18 protein-coding genes (1 of these 18 only partly in view) are annotated in these 17,647 nt (G+C 59.5%); 14 read left to right on the top strand and 4 right to left on the bottom strand.

The genetic code is table 11. The features are described from left to right. Positions 1-21 precede the first annotated feature (21 nt). Positions 22-1,194 (top strand): pyridoxal phosphate-dependent aminotransferase, encoded by a 1,173-nt coding sequence (locus KUA23_RS25625; RefSeq protein ID WP_099490972.1) that lies wholly within the window; start codon positions 22-24, stop codon positions 1,192-1,194. Further along, on the top strand, positions 1,194-1,904 hold the full coding sequence (sfsA, locus tag KUA23_RS25620) for a DNA/RNA nuclease SfsA (RefSeq protein ID WP_252993051.1): 711 nt from the start codon (positions 1,194-1,196) through the stop codon (positions 1,902-1,904). Before KUA23_RS25625 ends, sfsA begins: the two co-directional genes overlap by 1 nt. Here the strand turns inward: sfsA and KUA23_RS25615 are convergent. Then, positions 1,901-2,218 carry a Rieske (2Fe-2S) protein gene (locus tag KUA23_RS25615; protein WP_078050202.1) on the bottom strand — a complete coding sequence of 106 codons (318 nt, stop codon included), beginning with the start codon at positions 2,216-2,218 and terminating at the stop codon, positions 1,901-1,903. The genes sfsA and KUA23_RS25615 overlap by 4 nt on opposite strands. A gap of 157 nt (positions 2,219-2,375) precedes the next feature. On the opposite strand from KUA23_RS25615, the gene KUA23_RS25610 reads away from it, so the two are divergent. Genes KUA23_RS25610 through KUA23_RS25600 form a run of 3 tightly spaced genes read left to right on the top strand, consistent with a single transcriptional unit; the run spans position 2,376 to position 5,055 of the window. After that, a complete protein-coding gene (locus tag KUA23_RS25610; protein WP_252993050.1) occupies positions 2,376-3,254 on the top strand; it encodes a heme/hemin ABC transporter substrate-binding protein in 879 nt (292 codons plus the stop codon). Further along, positions 3,251-4,288, top strand: a complete 1,038-nt coding sequence (locus KUA23_RS25605) for a FecCD family ABC transporter permease (RefSeq protein ID WP_078050200.1) — start codon at positions 3,251-3,253, stop codon at positions 4,286-4,288. The genes KUA23_RS25610 and KUA23_RS25605 overlap by 4 nt, the downstream gene beginning before the upstream one ends. After that, on the top strand, positions 4,288-5,055 hold the full coding sequence (locus KUA23_RS25600; RefSeq protein WP_078050199.1) for a heme ABC transporter ATP-binding protein: 768 nt from the start codon (positions 4,288-4,290) through the stop codon (positions 5,053-5,055). The genes KUA23_RS25605 and KUA23_RS25600 overlap by 1 nt, the downstream gene beginning before the upstream one ends. Before the next feature lie 259 nt (positions 5,056-5,314). Here the strand turns inward: KUA23_RS25600 and KUA23_RS25595 are convergent, their stop codons facing one another. From KUA23_RS25595 to KUA23_RS25585, 3 genes are all read right to left on the bottom strand, one after another. Further along, a complete protein-coding gene (locus tag KUA23_RS25595; RefSeq protein ID WP_071490018.1) occupies positions 5,315-5,587 on the bottom strand; it encodes a TfoX/Sxy family protein in 273 nt (90 codons plus the stop codon). 193 nt (positions 5,588-5,780) lie between these two features. Next, positions 5,781-6,125: a pentapeptide repeat-containing protein gene (locus KUA23_RS25590; protein WP_078050198.1), complete on the bottom strand. Its 345-nt coding sequence runs from the start codon at positions 6,123-6,125 to the stop codon at positions 5,781-5,783. Positions 6,126-6,218: 93 nt separating this feature from the next. Then, complete coding sequence (locus KUA23_RS25585; protein ID WP_078050197.1) at positions 6,219-7,775, bottom strand: bifunctional aminoglycoside phosphotransferase/ATP-binding protein; 1,557 nt, start codon at positions 7,773-7,775, stop codon at positions 6,219-6,221. A gap of 118 nt (positions 7,776-7,893) precedes the next feature. Here KUA23_RS25585 and mrcB point away from each other — a divergent pair, with 118 nt between their 5' ends. The 9 genes from mrcB to msrQ form a co-directional block, all read left to right on the top strand. Continuing rightward, the gene (gene mrcB, locus KUA23_RS25580; protein ID WP_078050196.1) at positions 7,894-10,218 is read left to right on the top strand and encodes a penicillin-binding protein 1B; all 2,325 of its coding nucleotides are present in this window, start codon (positions 7,894-7,896) and stop codon (positions 10,216-10,218) included. A 16-nt stretch (positions 10,219-10,234) separates the two neighbouring features. After that, on the top strand, positions 10,235-10,969 hold the full coding sequence (locus KUA23_RS25575; protein WP_099490967.1) for a tetratricopeptide repeat protein: 735 nt from the start codon (positions 10,235-10,237) through the stop codon (positions 10,967-10,969). Further along, positions 10,969-11,298 carry a YqcC family protein gene (locus KUA23_RS25570; RefSeq protein ID WP_078050194.1) on the top strand — a complete coding sequence of 110 codons (330 nt, stop codon included), beginning with the start codon at positions 10,969-10,971 and terminating at the stop codon, positions 11,296-11,298. The genes KUA23_RS25575 and KUA23_RS25570 overlap by 1 nt, the downstream gene beginning before the upstream one ends. A 431-nt stretch (positions 11,299-11,729) precedes the next feature. Next, the gene (locus tag KUA23_RS25565) at positions 11,730-13,454 is read left to right on the top strand and encodes an acetolactate synthase 3 large subunit (RefSeq protein WP_078050996.1); all 1,725 of its coding nucleotides are present in this window, start codon (positions 11,730-11,732) and stop codon (positions 13,452-13,454) included. A 2-nt stretch (positions 13,455-13,456) separates the two neighbouring features. Further along, on the top strand, positions 13,457-13,948 hold the full coding sequence (gene ilvN, locus KUA23_RS25560) for an acetolactate synthase small subunit (protein WP_003176102.1): 492 nt from the start codon (positions 13,457-13,459) through the stop codon (positions 13,946-13,948). A 47-nt stretch (positions 13,949-13,995) separates the two neighbouring features. Continuing rightward, positions 13,996-15,012: a ketol-acid reductoisomerase gene (ilvC, locus tag KUA23_RS25555; RefSeq protein WP_003176099.1), complete on the top strand. Its 1,017-nt coding sequence runs from the start codon at positions 13,996-13,998 to the stop codon at positions 15,010-15,012. Between the two features lie 144 nt (positions 15,013-15,156). Beyond that, positions 15,157-16,014 carry a CDP-diacylglycerol--serine O-phosphatidyltransferase gene (gene pssA, locus KUA23_RS25550; protein ID WP_078050193.1) on the top strand — a complete coding sequence of 286 codons (858 nt, stop codon included), beginning with the start codon at positions 15,157-15,159 and terminating at the stop codon, positions 16,012-16,014. 63 nt (positions 16,015-16,077) lie between these two features. Then, a complete protein-coding gene (gene msrP / locus KUA23_RS25545) occupies positions 16,078-17,091 on the top strand; it encodes a protein-methionine-sulfoxide reductase catalytic subunit MsrP (protein WP_252993049.1) in 1,014 nt (337 codons plus the stop codon). Further along, on the top strand, positions 17,091-17,647 hold the 5' portion of the coding sequence (msrQ, locus tag KUA23_RS25540) for a protein-methionine-sulfoxide reductase heme-binding subunit MsrQ (RefSeq protein WP_078050191.1). The gene runs 64 nt beyond the window's last position; only the first 557 of its 621 coding nucleotides appear in the window; it begins with the start codon at positions 17,091-17,093; the stop codon falls past the right edge of the window. The genes msrP and msrQ overlap by 1 nt, the downstream gene beginning before the upstream one ends.

Here is a 17,647-nt window from a genome sequence, read left to right as displayed (position 1 = left end):
CCTCACCGTTAAGGAAGGCTAATGGCTCAGCCCTACAGTGCGCGCAGTCGCGCCATCGAACCTTTTCATGTCATGGCATTGCTGGCGCGGGCCAATGAGCTGCAGGCCGCCGGCCATGATGTGATCCACCTGGAAATCGGCGAGCCGGACTTCACCACTGCCGAGCCCATCATTCAGGCCGGCCAGGCAGCGTTGGCCAACGGCAAGACGCGCTACACCGCGGCCCGTGGCCTGCCGGAACTGCGCGAAGCTATCAGCGGTTTCTATCAGCAGCGCTACGGTCTCAACGTCGACCCCGAGCGTATTTTGATCACACCGGGTGGTTCTGGCGCATTGCTGCTGGCCAGCAGCTTGTTGGTGGACCCGGGCAAGCATTGGCTGCTCGCCGACCCCGGCTACCCGTGCAATCGTCACTTCCTGCGCCTGGTGGAGGGCGCAGCCCAGCTGGTGCCGGTCGGCCCAGAGGTGCGTTACCAGTTGACTGCCGACCTAGTGGCCAAGCACTGGGATCAGGACAGTGTCGGCGCGTTGGTGGCCTCCCCGGCCAACCCGACCGGGACGATCCTCACCCGTGACGAATTGGCTGGGCTCTCTGCCGCCATCAAGGCACGCAATGGCCACCTGGTGGTGGACGAGATTTACCACGGCCTCACCTACGGCACGGACGCGGCCAGCGTGCTGGAAGTCGACGACGAGGCGTTTGTGCTGAATAGTTTTTCGAAGTATTTCGGCATGACGGGCTGGCGCCTGGGTTGGCTGGTCGCGCCCCCGGCCGCAGTGGGGGAGTTGGAGAAATTGGCGCAAAACCTCTACATCAGTGCGCCAAGCATGGCCCAGCACGCGGCCCTGGCTTGTTTTACCCCGCAGACACTGAGCATTCTGGAAGAGCGCCGCGCCGAATTCGGCCGTCGTCGCGACTTCTTGCTGCCTGCCTTGCGCGAGCTGGGGTTTGGCATTGCCGTCGAGCCGGAAGGGGCGTTCTATTTGTACGCTGATATCAGCGCGTTTGGCGGTGATGCCTTCGCATTCTGCCGGCATTTCCTCGAAACCGAGCATGTGGCCTTTACCCCTGGCCTGGATTTCGGTCGCTATCAAGCGGGCCATCATGTGCGCTTTGCCTACACGCAAAACCTCGATCGGCTACAGGAGGCGGTAGAGCGAATCGCCCGTGGCTTGCGGAGCTGGCAAGGCTGATGCGCTTTAATCCTCCCCTCGAAGAAGCGCGGCTGATTCGTCGCTACAAGCGTTTTCTTACCGATATCGAAACCGTTACCGGCGAATTCCTCACCATTCACTGCCCCAACACCGGCTCGATGCTCAATTGCATGGTTGAAGGCGGGCAGGTGTGGTTCAGTCGCTCCAATGACCCCAAGCGCAAGTTGCCCGGCACTTGGGAAGTTGCCGAGACGCCTCAGGGCCGCTTGGCGTGCGTGAACACGGCGCGTGCCAATCAGCTGGTCGAGGAGGCGCTGCTGGCTGGGGTCATCACTGAACTCAACGGCTTTACCGCGTTGAAGCGTGAAGTGCCATACGGTCAGGAGAAAAGCCGCATCGACTTTCGCCTGGACTATCCCGACGGCGCGGCCTACGTCGAGGTTAAAAGTGTGACCCTGGGGTTTGATGGCTCTGCGGTTGCAGCTTTTCCCGACGCAGTCACCCAGCGCGGTGCCAAGCATTTGCGCGAATTGGCCCATCTGGCGCGGGAGGGTGTGCGTGCGGTGCAGTTGTACTGCGTCAATCTCTCCGGGATTGACGCCGTGCGCCCGGCGGTGGAAATCGATGCCGGCTATGCTGCTGCCCTGCGCGAAGCCAAGGCGGCGGGGGTAGAAGTGCTGGCGTATGGCGTGCGGGTGACAGCCGAAGAAATCTGTGTGGACCGGCGGCTGGACGTGTTGATCGACTAGAGGTCGACCCACAGGCCTTGGGCGTCTTCGCGGCCGGGCAGGGCGGTGAGGCTTTGGCCGGCGCAGGGGCCGGCAATGCACTCGCCGCTCTCGATCAGGAACAGCGCGCCGTGGGTGGCGCACTGGATCAGGCTGGCGCTGGCGTCGAGAAATCGGTCGGGTTGCCATTCCAGTGGGATGCCACGATGGGGGCAGCGGTTGATGTAGAAGTAGGCAATGCCGTCCCGTCGCACGGCCAACAGCTTGCAACCGTCGATATCAAAACCGAGGCTGCAGTTGGGTGCGAGGTCGTCGGAGGGGCAGAGAAACTTCATTTCAATCCTTTAAGTGCCTTGACGTTCAAATGCAAACAATTATCAAATGCCGGCTTCGCCCGTTAGCTGACCGGGCGCTTTATACGATGCCAGGCGGGCGTTTCCTGTCACATCGATGAGTGCTTGAGCAGCCCTGCCCTTGGAAGGAAACCCTGTTATGCGCCTGAGTGCCAGCGCTATCGCGCTTGTTGTCGGACTGCTGGTCAACTACGGGGCTCAAGCCTCTGAACTGCCACACCGCTGGGTGAGTGCCGGTGGGGCGCTGTCGGAATGGGTGACGGCCCTGGGCGGTGAGTCGAAGTTGGTGGGCGTGGATACCACCAGTCAACACCCGGCGTCACTCAAGGCGTTGCCGAGCATTGGCTATCAGCGGCAATTATCGGCGGAGGGCATTCTGAGTCTGCGCCCGCAGGTACTGGTTGGCACTGAGGAAATGGGCCCGCCGCCGGTGCTGGCGCAGATTCGCAACGCGGGTGTGCAGGTGGAAATGTTCTCGGCGCAGCCGGACCTGCCGACGTTGAAAGGCAACCTTCAGCATTTGGGCAAGTTGCTGGGTAATGAAGCCAAGGCCAACGAATTGTTTACTGGATATGAGCAGGCGCTGGACCAGCAGAAACGCTGGGTGACCAAGGCCCAGTCCACGCAAAAGGCGCCAGGCGTGTTGCTGTTGCTCGGCCATGCAGGCGGCAAGCCACTGATCGCGGGCAGAGACACGGCGGCTGATTGGATGTTGCAACAGGCTGGCGGGCGCAACCTGGCGACCCACACCGGCTACAAGCCGTTTTCGGTGGAGTCGTTGGCAGGGTTGAGCCCGGATGTGCTGGTGTTTGCCGATCGTGCCCTGACCGGTGATGCGGCGCGGGCCGCACTGTTCAAGGAAAACCCGATTTTGGCGTCCACGCCGGCGGCCAAGAGCGGACGAGTGTTTGAGGTCGATCCCACCCTGCTGGTCGGCGGGCTTGGACCGCGCCTGCCGCAAAGTCTCGCGGACCTGTCTGCCGGCTTTTATCCGTCCCAGGCCAAGCCTGCCCCATGACCACTCTGGTTAAACCGAAGACGCTGTTTGTTGGGTTGGCGCTGCTGTGTGTATTGGCTATTTGGCTTTCGCTGGCGTTGGGGCCGGTCAGCTTGCCCTTGCTGGATACGCTCAAGGCGGCGTTGCGGTTGCTGGGCATGCCGATCGAAGCCCAAGGGCTGGAGCAAGCCGAGTTGATCCTGGGGCAGATCCGTTTGCCCCGTACGTTACTGGGGTTGGCCGTCGGTGGTGTGTTGGCTCTGTCGGGCGTGGCAATGCAGGGGTTGTTCCGCAACCCTTTGGCTGACCCCGGGTTGGTCGGGGTGTCCAGCGGTGCCGCGCTGGGGGCGGCGGTGGCGATTGTCGGGGGTTCGATTTTCGGTGGTTTGCCGGACGCGTTCGGGCCATATCTTTTGTCACTGTGCGCATTCCTCGGTGGCCTGGGGGTTACTGCGCTGGTCTATCGACTGGGCCGACGCAACGGCCAGACAAACGTCGCGACCATGTTGCTCGCCGGCATCGCCCTGACAGCCCTCGCCAGTTCGGCAGTGGGCTTGTTTACCTACCTCGCCGACGACGCCACCTTGCGTACCCTGACATTTTGGAACCTGGGCAGCCTCAACGGCGCCAGCTATTCGCGGTTATGGCCCCTGCTGCTCGTGAGTGCTGGCGTGGCGCTGTGGTTGCCGCGCCGGGCCAAAGCGCTGAATGCGTTGCTGCTCGGCGAGTCAGAGGCCAATCACCTCGGTATCGACGTGGAAGGGCTCAAGCGCGAGTTGGTCCTCTGCACGGCACTCGGTGTAGGCGCCGCAGTGGCCGCCGCGGGCATGATCGGTTTCGTCGGGCTGGTGGTACCACACCTGGTGCGTTTGCTGGCGGGGCCTGATCATCGCGTGCTGTTACCGGCGTCGGTCCTGGCGGGTGCGAGCCTGCTGTTGTTTGCCGATCTGGTTGCGCGCCTCGCCTTGGCACCGGCCGAATTGCCAATCGGTATCGTCACAGCGTTTATCGGCGCGCCGTTTTTTCTTTACCTGTTGTTGCGGGGGCGTGCCTGATGCTGCGTGTGGAAGACTTGCAGATCTGTCGCGGCCGAAAGACGGTGTTGGCAGCGGTCACGCTTGATCTACTGCCAGGCCAAGTGCTCGGTGTGCTGGGTCCCAATGGTGCGGGCAAGAGTACGTTGCTGGGGGCATTGTGCGGTGAGTTGCCACCCGACCACGGCAATGTGTGGCTGGATCAGCGCCCGTTGAGCGAGTGGAGTGGCGCGCAGCGGGCGCAGCGCCTGGCGGTATTGCCGCAGAGCTCGACGCTGGACTTCGCTTTCCGTGTAGAAGAGGTTGTTGGCATGGGGCGCTTGCCTCACCAGACCGGGCGCGTGCGTGATGACGAGATTATCGAGGCGGCCCTGCAGGCGGCAGATGTCAGCCACCTGAGCGGTCGCAGCTACCTGGCCTTGTCCGGTGGCGAGCGACAGCGAGTGCACCTGGCGCGGGTACTTGCGCAGTTATGGCCGGGCGAAGCGGGGCAAACATTGTTGCTGGATGAGCCCACTTCGATGCTGGACCCGTTGCATCAGCACACGACCTTGCAGGCCATTCGTACCTTTGCCGATCGCGGCGCAGCGGTGCTGGTGATCCTTCACGACCTGAACCTGGCTGCGCGTTACTGTGATCGTATCCTGCTGCTGGAGGCGGGTCGTCCCCACGCGCTGGATACGCCGGCGCAAGTCATGCAGCCTGAGCCGCTGAAGGCTGTATTTGGCCTGGATGTGCTAGTACAACCCCACCCGGAGCGCGGGCATCCGCTGATCATTGCGCGCTGAAATCGGCTTTTCTCTAGACGGCTTTTCCATAGGCAAAAAAAGACCCGGCAAGAGCCGGGTCAAATAACCGTGATTAGCCTGATGAGGAGATAATCTGAGAGTCCGAACCAATGGTCTTTCAGTTATCGGCTGATCTCGCGACCAGTTGTGATAATCATAACGATTCTCATTTGAGAGTCAACATTTGTTTTTGCATGATCTCCGCGTTTTCTCAAACGGGTGTTCGTAATGCCTGTGAATGCTGGGTTTTGTGGGCGATCTAATTTTTCTGACGCGTCGATATCGCGTCCAATTGTCGGTTCAGCGCCTCCTTGCGCTCGGCCGGGATATCGTTCCAGTGCACATCCATCAACGCCCCTTCGATGGCATATAGCAGCACTTTAGAGGCGCGAAACCCGCGAGTGCGCACAGCTCTGTACGCATCGACGGCACCCAGGCGACGCAAATCGGACGCACTGTGAATGCCCACCGCATGCAGCCACTGTGCTGACGTCTTGCCAAGGTTTTTCAGGTGTTGCAGCTCATCGTTCATCAAGCCTCCTTGCGACGGCCGAATGGTGCGGTGGGTATCGTGACCAGGCAAGCCTGAACAGGAGTGTAGCGCTCAGTAGGAAAAGCGTAGTTCTTTAGTCGGAATCGGCCTAAAGACATATAAGGATGGGGAGATCAGGCAGGCGGGATGTCCCCGGCACGCTTTCGCGAAACCGGGGCTGTTGCAGAGGGATTTAGCGAGTGCGGTAGCGCAGGCGAGTGCCGAAATTGACCGACATGAGGATTTCATCGGCGGTCAGTTCTGGCGGGAAGTAGGTCCCGGAGATCTGTGCATGGGCCAGGCTTGCACCTTCCAGCGGGCAGTCACGCAAATCCAGGCCGCGCAAATCGGCGGAGCGAAAATAGGCGTCGGTAAAATCCACGCCGCTGGCGTTCAGCTCACGCAGGTCCAAACCACGGAAGTCGCCACCGCGCATGTCGATGACGCCGTCTTTAGGGCGTTCCTGATTAAAGCCTCGAATATCGTCTTTATGCAGGAGCGAGTAGAGCGGAGTATCAAGAAGCTTGGGCTGACTCATGACGGCGACTCCTGTTGGATTTATGACGCCATTATAGTGCCACTATTGCTCGGTCGTGCGCCCTAAGTAGGCGACACGACCAAGAAATTTTTCTTACAGGCCTGGCAAGCGCTGGCGAATATGCGCCACCAATGCATCGAGGGTTCCGCTTTCATTGGTTTCGACGCGCTTGCTGAGGAGCAGTTCCTCGGCGGTCAGCGGGTCGCGATTGGCTTGCTGTTGTTCAATAACAGTCAGCGTGGCGTCGGAAGGATCGTTTTTGTCCGCCTGACGTTGTGCCAGCCAGCTGGCAATAACGGCTTGTGGGGCGTTGCAATCCAGGATCAGGAACGGCGCGCCGGTGGCTTCGGCAACCTTGGCGGCTGCATCGCGTTGTTCGCGTTTCAGGAAGGTCGCATCCAGCACAACCGGGTAACCGGCGCGCAATACCGTGTCGGCGATTTCATTCAGGCGCGCGTAGGTCGCTGCGCTGGCGTCGGCAGCGTAGATACCGGCCTGTGGCGTGTTCTCGACATGTTGTTCACCGAACAGACGCTTGCGCTCCACGTCCGAGCGCAGGCGCACGGCGCCCAAGGCTTCTACCAGGCGCATGGCCACGTGGCTTTTGCCCACGGCCGACACCCCGTGGGTAATCGCCAGGAAGCGCGACGGAATGGTGCTGTAGCTTTCCGCCAGGTTGGCGTAGTTGCGGTACTGGCGCAGGGTGGTGGCGCGTTGCACCGGGCTGGCTTCGCTCGGCATGCTGAACAGTGCGATCTTGGCGCGTACCAGGGCGCGATAGGCTTTATAGAAGTTCAGTACTTCCAGGCCTTGATAGTCGCCCGTCAATTCCAGGTACTGGCTGATAAAGCGGCGCGCCAGGGATTTGAGACCACGGTCTTCAAGGTCCATGGCCAGGAAGCCGGTATCGGCGTACACATCGGTGAAGCGGAAAGGCTCGTTGAATTCGATGCAGTCGAAGATCACCACGTGGCCATCGATCAAGGTGGCATTACCCAGGTGAATATCACCGTGGCATTCACGGGTGAAGCCTTCCTGCTTGCGCTGCGAGAACAGCGGCTTGAGGCGCTCGAAGCTGCTTTCGGCCCAGGCCTGCAGTGCTTCCAGTTGTGCCAGGTCGGCCTTGTCGCTGAGGAACGGACGGATCTGCTCGAAGTTTTGGCGAACCGGTGCCATCACTTCGTCTGGAGTCCCGGCCGGGTGTTCCTGCGGCACTTTCGGCGCAGCGAGGTGGAACTGCGCGATCTGCTTGGCCATTTCATCGATGTGCGCGCTGGTCAGTTCGCCGTTGGCTTGCAGCGTGCTGAGCAGTTGGCTCTGCGGGAACTGACGCATCTTCAGTGCGTACTCGATGACCGGGCCGTCGCCACCCAACTGCGGGGCCTCGGCAGTGCCAGTGATTGGCAACACTTCAAGATACAAGTCTTCGGTCAGGCGTTGGTTGAGGCGCAGCTCTTCATTGCAGAAGTGGCCGCGTTTTTCCAGGTCGGTGAAATCCAGAAAACCGAAGTTCATCGGTTTCTTCAATTTATAAGCGTAGGGGCCCGTCAGCACGACCCAGGAAATATGGGTTTCGATGACTTGGAACGCTTCAACCGGGTGGGGGTATAAAGCCGGATTTTGCAGGGCGGCGATCAGAGACTGGCTCACGGGCGATCCTTCGGAGTCGGTGGGAAAACATGGCGGGCATTATGGCGGTTGCAGCCGGTCGTGCAAACCGCTGTCCGGCTCATGTTGATCATCAATAAAGTGCGTATAATCCGCCGCCATGACTCGAACCCGATCTCCCCGTTCCCGTAAAAAACCTCCTTCCCGTGGCCTGCGTCCCTGGCTGGGCTGGGCGCTCAAGCTAGGCCTGGTAGGCCTGGTGGTGCTCGCCGGCTTTGCGGTGTACCTCGACGCCGTGGTGCAGGAGAAGTTCTCCGGCAAGCGCTGGACCATTCCGGCCAAGGTGTACGCGCGCCCGCTTGAATTGTTCACCGGGCAGAAGCTCAGCAAGGATGACTTCCTTACCGAGCTCGACGCCTTGGGCTATCGCCGCGAACCCGTGAGCAACGGCCCGGGTGCGGCCGCCGTCAGCGGTAACACTGTCGACCTGAATACCCGCGGCTTCCAGTTCTATGAAGGCCTGGAAAAAGCCCAGCCGGTGCGCGTGCGCTTTTCTGGCGATTACGTCGCCGAGCTGTCCTCCCTCAATGGTTCGAAGCTGCCTGTGGTGCGCCTTGAGCCACTGATGATCGGCGGCATTTACCCGAAAAACCTTGAAGATCGCATCCTGATCAAACTGGATCAGGTGCCACCGTACCTGCTGGAAACCCTGGTTGCCGTTGAAGACCGTGATTTCTACCATCACTGGGGCGTCTCGCCGAAGTCGATTGCCCGCGCGGTCTGGGTGAACACCTCCGGTGGCAAGATGACCCAGGGCGGCAGTACGCTGACGCAACAATTGGTCAAGAACTTCTACCTGACCAACGAGCGCAGCCTGACCCGCAAGCTCACCGAAGCGATGATGGCGATGCTGCTGGAGCTGCACTACAGCAAGCAGGAAATCCTTGAGGCTTACCTTAACGAGGTCTTCGTTGGCCAGGATGGCCAGCGCGCGGTGCATGGTTTCGGCTTGGCCAGCCAGTTCTTCTTTGGTCAGCCGCTGTCCGAACTGAAGCTGCACCAGGTTGCGTTGCTGGTGGGCATGGTCAAGGGGCCTTCGTACTACAACCCCCGCCGCAATCCAGAGCGTGCGCTGGAGCGCCGCAACCTGGTGCTCGATGTGCTTGAACAGCAGGGTGTTGCCACGGCCGAGCAAGTGGCTGCGGCGAAGAAGATGCCGTTGGGGGTTACCACGCGCGGCAAGCTGGCGGACAGCTCGTTCCCAGGCTTCATCGACTTGGTCAAACGCCAATTGCGTGAAGATTACCGCGATGAAGACTTGACCGAAGAAGGCCTGCGGATCTTCACCAGTTTCGACCCGATCCTGCAGATGAAAGCCGAAGCGTCGGTCAATGACACCTTCAAGCGCCTGACGGGCCGTAAAGGTTCCGATGAAGTGGAAGCGGCCATGGTCGTGACCAACCCGGAGACCGGTGAAGTGCAGGCTATGATTGGCAGTCGCCAGGCCAGTTTTGCCGGGTTCAACCGTGCGCTGGATGCGGTGCGGCCGATTGGTTCGCTCGTCAAGCCTGCGGTTTACCTGACCGCACTGGAAAAGCCTAGCAAGTACACGCTCACCAGTTGGTTGTCGGATGACCCTCTGTCAGTCAAAGGTGCCGATGGCCAGGTGTGGACGCCGCAGAATTTCGATCGTCGCTCCCACGGTACGGTGTTCCTGTATCAGGGGATTGCGCATTCCTACAATATCTCTACGTCGCGACTGGGCCTTGAAGTGGGCGTGCCGAACGTCCTCAAGACGATAGCGCGGCTGGGTGTCAATCGTGAGTTCCCAGCTTTCCCGTCGATCCTGCTGGGCGCTGGCGCGATGACGCCGATGGAAGTCGCGACCATGTACCAGACCCTCGCCAACGGTGGTTTCAACACCCCCATGCGCGGGATCCGCAGTGTGTTGACCGCCGAGGGCGAGCCGCTCAAGCGCTATCCGTTCCAGATTCAGCAGCGTTTTGACGCCGGCTCCATCTACCTGATCCAGAACGCCATGCAACGCGTGATGCGTGAAGGTACCGGGCGTTCGGTCTACAGCGTGCTGCCGGCGAACCTGACATTGGCGGGCAAGACCGGTACCAGTAACGATTCGCGTGACAGCTGGTTTGCAGGTTTCGGCCAGGATGTGCTGGCGGTGGTGTGGCTGGGGCGCGACGATAACGGCAAGACGCCGTTCACCGGTGCCACCGGTGCGCTGCAGGTCTGGACCAGCTTCATGCGCAAGGCCGACCCGCTGCCGTTGAACATGCCGCAGCCGGATAACATCGTGCAGGCGTGGATTGATCCGCACACCGGGCAGGGCTCTGATGCCAACTGTCCGGGCGCGGTGCAGATGCCGTATATTCGCGGCAGCGAACCGCCACCCGGCGCCGCATGCGGTGGCAGTGCCCCTGCTGACGCGGAATCGGTGATGGATTGGGTCAAGGGCTGGATGAATTAAGCAAAGAGGGTTTCAAGTGAACAAGTGGTGGATTCCAGCTATTACAGCTCTGGCTTTGCTCAATGGTTGCGCCAGTGTGCAGCGCGGCTCCATTCCCGTGGTGGACTCGAGCACGGCCGTGTCCAATAACGACCGGATCTCGGCCAATGGCGGTTTCCGCCAGACCGTGACCAATCGTCCCGCCCAAGCCAAGCCACAAGCCATGCCGCAGGATTCGGGCGTAGTGGTGATGGTGCCTGGCGGTGGTGCGGCCACATCGGCGCCAATCAGCGCCGAGCCGTGGACCCCTGGGCCGAGCAACTCCGCCCCGATCGATACCACGCCGATTCAGACGGCACCGGTCACCCAGGGCACCTACAACATGCCATCGACGCCGAGTGGCATTCCCTCGTCCTCCAGCGGCGGCGGCCTGTCGGCTGACGAGCAATTGGACGGGCCGGTGCTGGCCCTGTTGACCACTGCCCAGCAACAGCAGGCGGGTGGTGATCTGAACGGTGCATCGTCGAGTCTCGAACGTGCCCAGCGTGTTGCTCCGCGCGAGCCGCAAGTGTTGTACCGCCTGGCCCAGGTACGCATGGCCCAGGGTGATGCACCCCAGGCCGAGCAGTTCGCTCGTCGTGGCTTGACCCTGGCCAGCGGTCGTCCCGACCTGCAAGCCAGCTTGTGGGCGCTGATTGGCGACGCGCGTGCCGCACAAGGTGATGCTGCCGGTGCTGCCCAGGCACGCCAGAAAGCCAAGGTCAGCCTCTGATGGATGCACGTTTTCCCGCCATTGCCGAACAGTTATTGCTGATTGAGCGAGAGTTGCGCGTGCAGGGCTGGTGGGACGATGTGTCCCCCAGCGTCGAGGCGCTCAGCAGTGTCGAGCCGTTTTCGGTGGATACCCTGGATTTTCACCAGTGGCTGCAATGGATATTCCTGGTGCGCATGAAGCAGATCCTCGAACAGGACCTGCCGCTGCCCAATGCGTCGGGCATCCTGGAAATGGCCGAGATGGTCTACGCCGACCGCCCGTTGGAAAGCCTTGGCTTGCGTAATGCGCTGAAAAAGTTCGACCAATTGATCGTCGACGCTCGTTAATTGCCTGACTGCCGGTTTTTCCGGCAGTCTTGCGCACATTTCTACCGCTTGACGACATTCAGGCGAGTTTTATCCCTCCTCAGAGCCCTTTCTTCTACGTTCTCATGCGCTTAGTTGGAAAAAAGCGCAATTATTGCTTGACTTGAGGGGCCTGAAACAGAAGAATCCAAAGTCCGCTGTATCGGGACTGCCAGAAGCAGGCCCGCTCAGCAGATCATGAGGCGCACATCCGCGCCGACCTGTAACACCCGCAACGCGTTACCTCGCGCTGGGTGGGAAAAGCCCGCAACACTTGGGACGATCCCAATACTTGCTCAGTCAGTGCTGACGTAGTCGGCGACCACCGTCGCTCATGCTCTGTTGAGAAGTAAACCTATTAAGACCCGTCGGTTTTCAACGGACGGTATTCTGGCGTTTTAGAGGTGAACAACGTGGAGCTTTTATCTGGCGGTGAGATGCTCGTCCGCTTTTTGCGTGACGAAGGCGTCGACTATATCTATGGGTACCCAGGTGGTGCTCTGCTGCATGTCTACGACGCACTGTTCAAGGAACCGGCTGTTACCCACATCCTGGTTCGCCACGAACAGGCCGCGACCCATATGGCTGACGGTTATGCCCGTGCCACCGGTAAAGCCGGTGTAGTACTGGTAACGTCCGGCCCAGGCGCAACCAATGCCATTACCGGCATCGCGACTGCGTATATGGACTCCATCCCGATGGTGATCATTTCCGGCCAGGTGGCTAGCACCATGGTTGGTACCGATGCATTCCAGGAAACCGACATGATCGGTATCTCCCGGCCGATCGTGAAACACAGCTTCATGATCAAGCATGCGTCGGAAATCCCGGAAGTCATGAAAAAGGCTTTCTACCTCGCACAGTCCGGTCGCCCGGGTCCTGTGGTGGTCGATATCCCGAAAGACATGACCAACCCGGCGGAAAAATTCGAATACGTCTTCCCGAAGAAAGCCAAGCTGCGTTCCTACAGCCCAGCCGTCCGTGGGCACTCGGGGCAAATCCGCAAGGCCGCAGAAATGCTCCTGGCGGCCAAGCGTCCAGTGCTGTATTCGGGTGGTGGCGTGATTCTGGGCGGTGGTTCTGCACCGTTGACCGAGCTCGCCAAGCTGCTCAACCTGCCGGTGACCAATACCTTGATGGGCCTCGGTGCCTTCCCGGGTTCGGACCGTCAGTTCGTCGGTATGCTCGGCATGCACGGCAGCTACACCGCCAACCTGGCGATGCACCACGCCGATGTGATCCTGGCAGTGGGCGCGCGTTTCGATGACCGCGTGATCAACGGCGCGAGCAAATTCTGCCCGAATGCCAAGATCATCCATATCGACATTGACCCGGCGTCCATCTCCAAGACCATCAAGGCCGACGTGCCGATTGTAGGTCCTGTTGAAAGCGTATTGACCGAAATGGTCGCTGCACTCAAGGACATCGGCGAGACGCCAAACAAGGATTCCGTGGCCAGCTGGTGGAAGCAGATCGACGAATGGCGCGGTGATCGCGGCCTGTTCCCTTACGACAAGGGTGACGGCAGCATCATCAAGCCACAAACCGTGATCGAGACCCTGTGCGAAGTGACCAAGGGCGACGCCTTTGTGACCTCCGACGTGGGCCAGCACCAGATGTTCGCCGCGCAGTACTACAAGTTCGACAAGCCTAACCGCTGGATCAACTCCGGTGGCCTGGGCACGATGGGCTTTGGTTTCCCTGCGGCCATGGGCGTGAAGCTGAGCTTCCCGGACACCGACGTCGCGTGCGTCACCGGTGAGGGCAGCATCCAGATGAACATCCAGGAACTGTCGACATGCCTGCAGTACGGCCTTCCGGTGAAGATTGTCTGCCTGAACAACGGCGTGCTGGGCATGGTGCGTCAATGGCAGGACATGAGCTACAACAGCCGTCACTCCCATTCCTACATGGAGTCGCTGCCGGATTTCGTAAAATTGGTTGAAGCCTATGGCCACGTCGGCATTCGCATCACCGATTTGAAAGATCTGAAGCCGAAGATGGAAGAGGCGTTCGCCATGAAGGACCGCCTGGTGTTCATCGATATTCAGGTGGATACCAGCGAGCACGTCTACCCGATGCAGATCAAAGACGGCTCTATGCGCGACATGTGGCTGAACAAGACGGAGCGTACTTAATCATGCGGCACATTATCTCCCTGCTTCTGGAGAACGAACCCGGCGCTCTGTCTCGTGTTGTCGGCCTGTTTTCGCAACGTAACTACAACATCGAAAGCCTGACCGTGGCTCCGACCGAAGACCCGACACTGTCGCGCCTGACGTTGACGACTGTTGGCCACGATGAGGTGATCGAGCAGATCACCAAGAACCTCAACAAGCTGATCGAAGTGGTCAAGCTGGTCGACCTGTCGGAAAGTGCCCACATCGAGCGCGAGCTGATGTTGGTGAAGGTCAAGGCCACGGGCGCCCAACGTGCCGAGATCAAACGCACTACCGACATTTATCGCGGGCAGATCGTCGATGTGAGCGCCAGCGTTTATACCGTTCAACTGACCGGAACAAGCGACAAGCTGGACAGCTTCATCCAGTCGATCGGGACGGCCTCGATTCTGGAAACCGTACGCAGTGGTGTCACCGGGATTGCCCGTGGCGACAAAGTACTCAGCATCTAACCCAAATTAGCGAATGGCCTTACGGCCTGGATATATAGAGGAACCTCATGAAAGTTTATTACGATAAAGATTGTGACCTGTCGATCATCCAGGGCAAGAAAGTCGCCATCATTGGCTACGGTTCCCAGGGCCACGCTCAAGCGTGCAACCTAAAAGATTCCGGCGTTGACGTGACCGTTGGCCTGCGTAAAGGCTCGGCCACTGTTGCCAAGGCTGAAGCCCACGGCTTGAAAGTGACTGACGTTGCTTCCGCCGTTGCTGCTGCCGACCTGGTCATGATCTTGACCCCGGACGAGTTCCAGTCCGCGCTGTACAAGAACGAAATCGAGCCGAACATCAAGAAGGGCGCCACCCTGGCCTTCTCCCACGGCTTCGCGATTCACTACAACCAGGTAGTGCCACGCGCTGACCTGGACGTGATCATGATCGCGCCAAAAGCGCCGGGTCACACTGTACGTTCCGAGTTCGTCAAAGGCGGCGGTATCCCTGACTTGATCGCGATCTACCAGGACGCATCGGGCAACGCCAAGAACGTGGCACTGTCCTACGCTGCTGGCGTCGGTGGCGGTCGTACCGGCATCATCGAAACCACCTTCAAGGACGAGACTGAAACCGACCTGTTCGGCGAACAAGCCGTACTGTGCGGCGGTACCGTCGAACTGGTTAAAGCCGGTTTCGAAACCCTGGTTGAAGCGGGCTACGCGCCAGAAATGGCCTACTTCGAATGCCTGCACGAACTGAAGCTGATCGTTGACCTCATGTACGAAGGCGGTATCGCCAACATGAACTACTCGATCTCCAACAACGCCGAATACGGCGAGTACGTGACTGGCCCGGAAGTGATCAACGCCGAGTCCCGTCAGGCCATGCGCAACGCCCTGAAACGTATTCAGGACGGCGAATACGCCAAAATGTTCATCAGCGAAGGCGCTACCGGCTACCCTTCGATGACCGCCAAGCGTCGTAACAACGCCGCTCACGGTATCGAAGTCATCGGCGAGCAACTGCGCTCCATGATGCCGTGGATCGGTGCCAACAAGATCGTCGACAAAGCCAAGAACTAAGTCGTACGTATCAAGAGAAAACGCGGCTTAGGCCGCGTTTTTTCGTTTGGGAGGCGGGTTCTGGTATAAAGCTGCATCGTTTGCGGGCGAACACTCGCCGCAAGTATTTGTCGAATTTTTTCACACCGTTGCAAGGTAAAGTCCATGAGCGAACGTCCCGAAGAGCCAAACCAGGCTCCTGACGCCGAAAGCCTGCTACCGATCGATGAGCATGTCGAAGAAGGGCATGACGCTGAAGGCCGCAAGGTCCGGCATCGTGGCATCTATCTGCTGCCCAACCTGTTTACCACGGCGAACCTGTTTGCCGGGTTCTACTCCATCATCAACTCCATGAGCGCCCAAAGTGCGCTGGCGGCAGGCGATGCGGCGAACGCCAGCAAGTATTTTGGCTTTGCTGCAATCGCCATCTTCGTCGCCATGGTGCTCGATGGCCTGGATGGTCGAGTTGCACGCATGACCAATACGCAAAGTGCCTTCGGTGCCGAGTACGACTCGTTGTCCGACATGGTTGCGTTTGGCGTCGCCCCCGCGTTGCTGGCATTTGCCTGGGCGCTGGGTGATATGGGCAAGGTCGGCTGGATGGTTGCCTTCATCTATGTCGCGGGCGCTGCTTTGCGTCTAGCGCGCTTCAACACCCAGGTGGGGACCGCCGACAAGCGTTACTTCATCGGTTTGGCCAGCCCTGCTGCTGCAGGTGTGGTGGCGGGTATCGTCTGGGCGTTCAGTGATTACGGCATCCAGGGCTCGAAGATGTCGTTCCTGGTTGCCTTGATGGTGGCTGCCGCCGGCATGCTGATGGTCAGCAACATTAAGTACAACAGCTTCAAGGAGCTGGACCTGAAAGGGCGTGTGCCTTTCGTGGCGATTCTGGCGGTGGTGCTGGTATTCGCCGTGGTGTTCAGTGATCCGCCGCGAATCCTGTTGCTGGCGTTCCTGGTTTACGCCGCGTCGGGGCCGGTTCAGTACTTGCTGCATCTGCGCCGCGACAAAACATTGCCTTAATGTAATTTCCCCCATACTCCGCAGTCTATTGGTGCATCAGTTCTCCAATGCTGCGGAGTTGCCATGTTAATCAAATTGCCTAAAGCGTCCGATTGCCACGAATCGGATGTCACGCCTGAATCCTTCTACCTCTCTCGCCGCAGCCTGCTCGGTGGTGCGCTTGCCGGTATTGCAGCCAGCAGCTTGCCGCGTTGGGCCGGTGCTGACGAGGCCTCGCGTTATGCCGATGTTGAGTCGGGCAGGGCGCCGGGCTGGTTTGCCGAGAAGCTGCCAGGCACCAAATGGCAGGCCGTCACCGTTAAGGGCGAGGCCATCACGCCCTTCAAGGACGCAACGCACTACAACAATTTCTATGAGTTCGGTACCGACAAGGGCGACCCGGCAGCCAATGCGGGCTCACTCAAGACCGAGCCTTGGAGTGTGGTCATTGATGGCGAGGTTGCGAAGCCAGGCCGTTATGCCCTGGAAGACTTCATGAAGCCTTATCAGTTGGAAGAGCGCATCTACCGTCTACGCTGTGTTGAGGCGTGGTCCATGGTGATCCCCTGGATAGGTTTCCCGATCTCAGCGTTGCTCAAGCAGGTCGAGCCGACCTCCAAAGCCAAATACATCCGTTTTGAAACCCTTCAGGACCCGAAGAGCATGCCAGGGCAGCGTTCGAGTTTTGGTTTGATCGACTGGCCTTATGTAGAGGGCTTGCGTCTAGATGAGGCGATGAACCCTTTGGCGATCCTGGCGGTAGGTATGTATGGGCGCGAATTGCCTAACCAGAATGGCGCACCGCTGCGCTTGGTGGTGCCGTGGAAGTATGGCTTCAAGAGTGTGAAGTCCATTGTGCGCATCAGCCTCGTGAGCGAGCAGCCGAAAACCACCTGGCAAAGCATTGCTGCCAATGAGTATGGGTTCTATGCAAATGTGAACCCGACGGTCGATCACCCACGCTGGACCCAGGCCCGGGAGCGGCGCCTGCCGAGCGGCTTGTTCAGTCCGAATGTGCGTGAGACGCAGATGTTCAATGGTTACTCGGATGAGGTGGCCTCTCTTTATACCGATCTCGATCTGCGGAAAAACTACTGATGCGCTACCCGATCTGGCGCATTGGCGTCTTTATAACGGCGGCGGTATGGCCACTGTTTTGGCTCTATGAGGCGTGGAGTTCTGCTCTGGGGCCGGATCCGGGCAAGGTGCTGGTCGATCGGCTGGGGCTCGGTACTCTTATTCTTTTGCTGATCACCCTAGCAATGACGCCGCTGCAGAAGCTCAGTGGTTGGGCGGGGTGGATAGCGGTGCGGCGGCAACTGGGGTTGTGGTGCTTTGCCTATGTTGTGCTGCACCTGGCTGCATATTGCGTGTTTGTGCTTGGCTTGGACTGGTCACAACTGGGTGTGGAGTTGCGCAAACGGCCCTACATTATTGTCGGCGCGTTGGCTTTCCTGTTGCTGTTGGTATTGGCGGTGACGTCGAATCGTTACAGTCAGCGTCGTATGGGAAGTCGTTGGAAGAAGCTTCACCGCCTTGTGTATGCGATTCTTGGGCTTGGCTTGCTGCATATGCTGTGGATCGTGCGAGCTGATCTGAAGGAGTGGGCTATCTATGCTTCTATAGGTGCGTTGCTCTTGGTGTTGCGGATACC

This window comes from Pseudomonas pergaminensis (genome assembly GCF_024112395.2).
Classification (GTDB): domain Bacteria; phylum Pseudomonadota; class Gammaproteobacteria; order Pseudomonadales; family Pseudomonadaceae; genus Aquipseudomonas; species Aquipseudomonas pergaminensis.
Note: the sequence above shows the minus strand (reverse complement) of the source record. Positions and strands in the feature narration are given on the sequence as shown.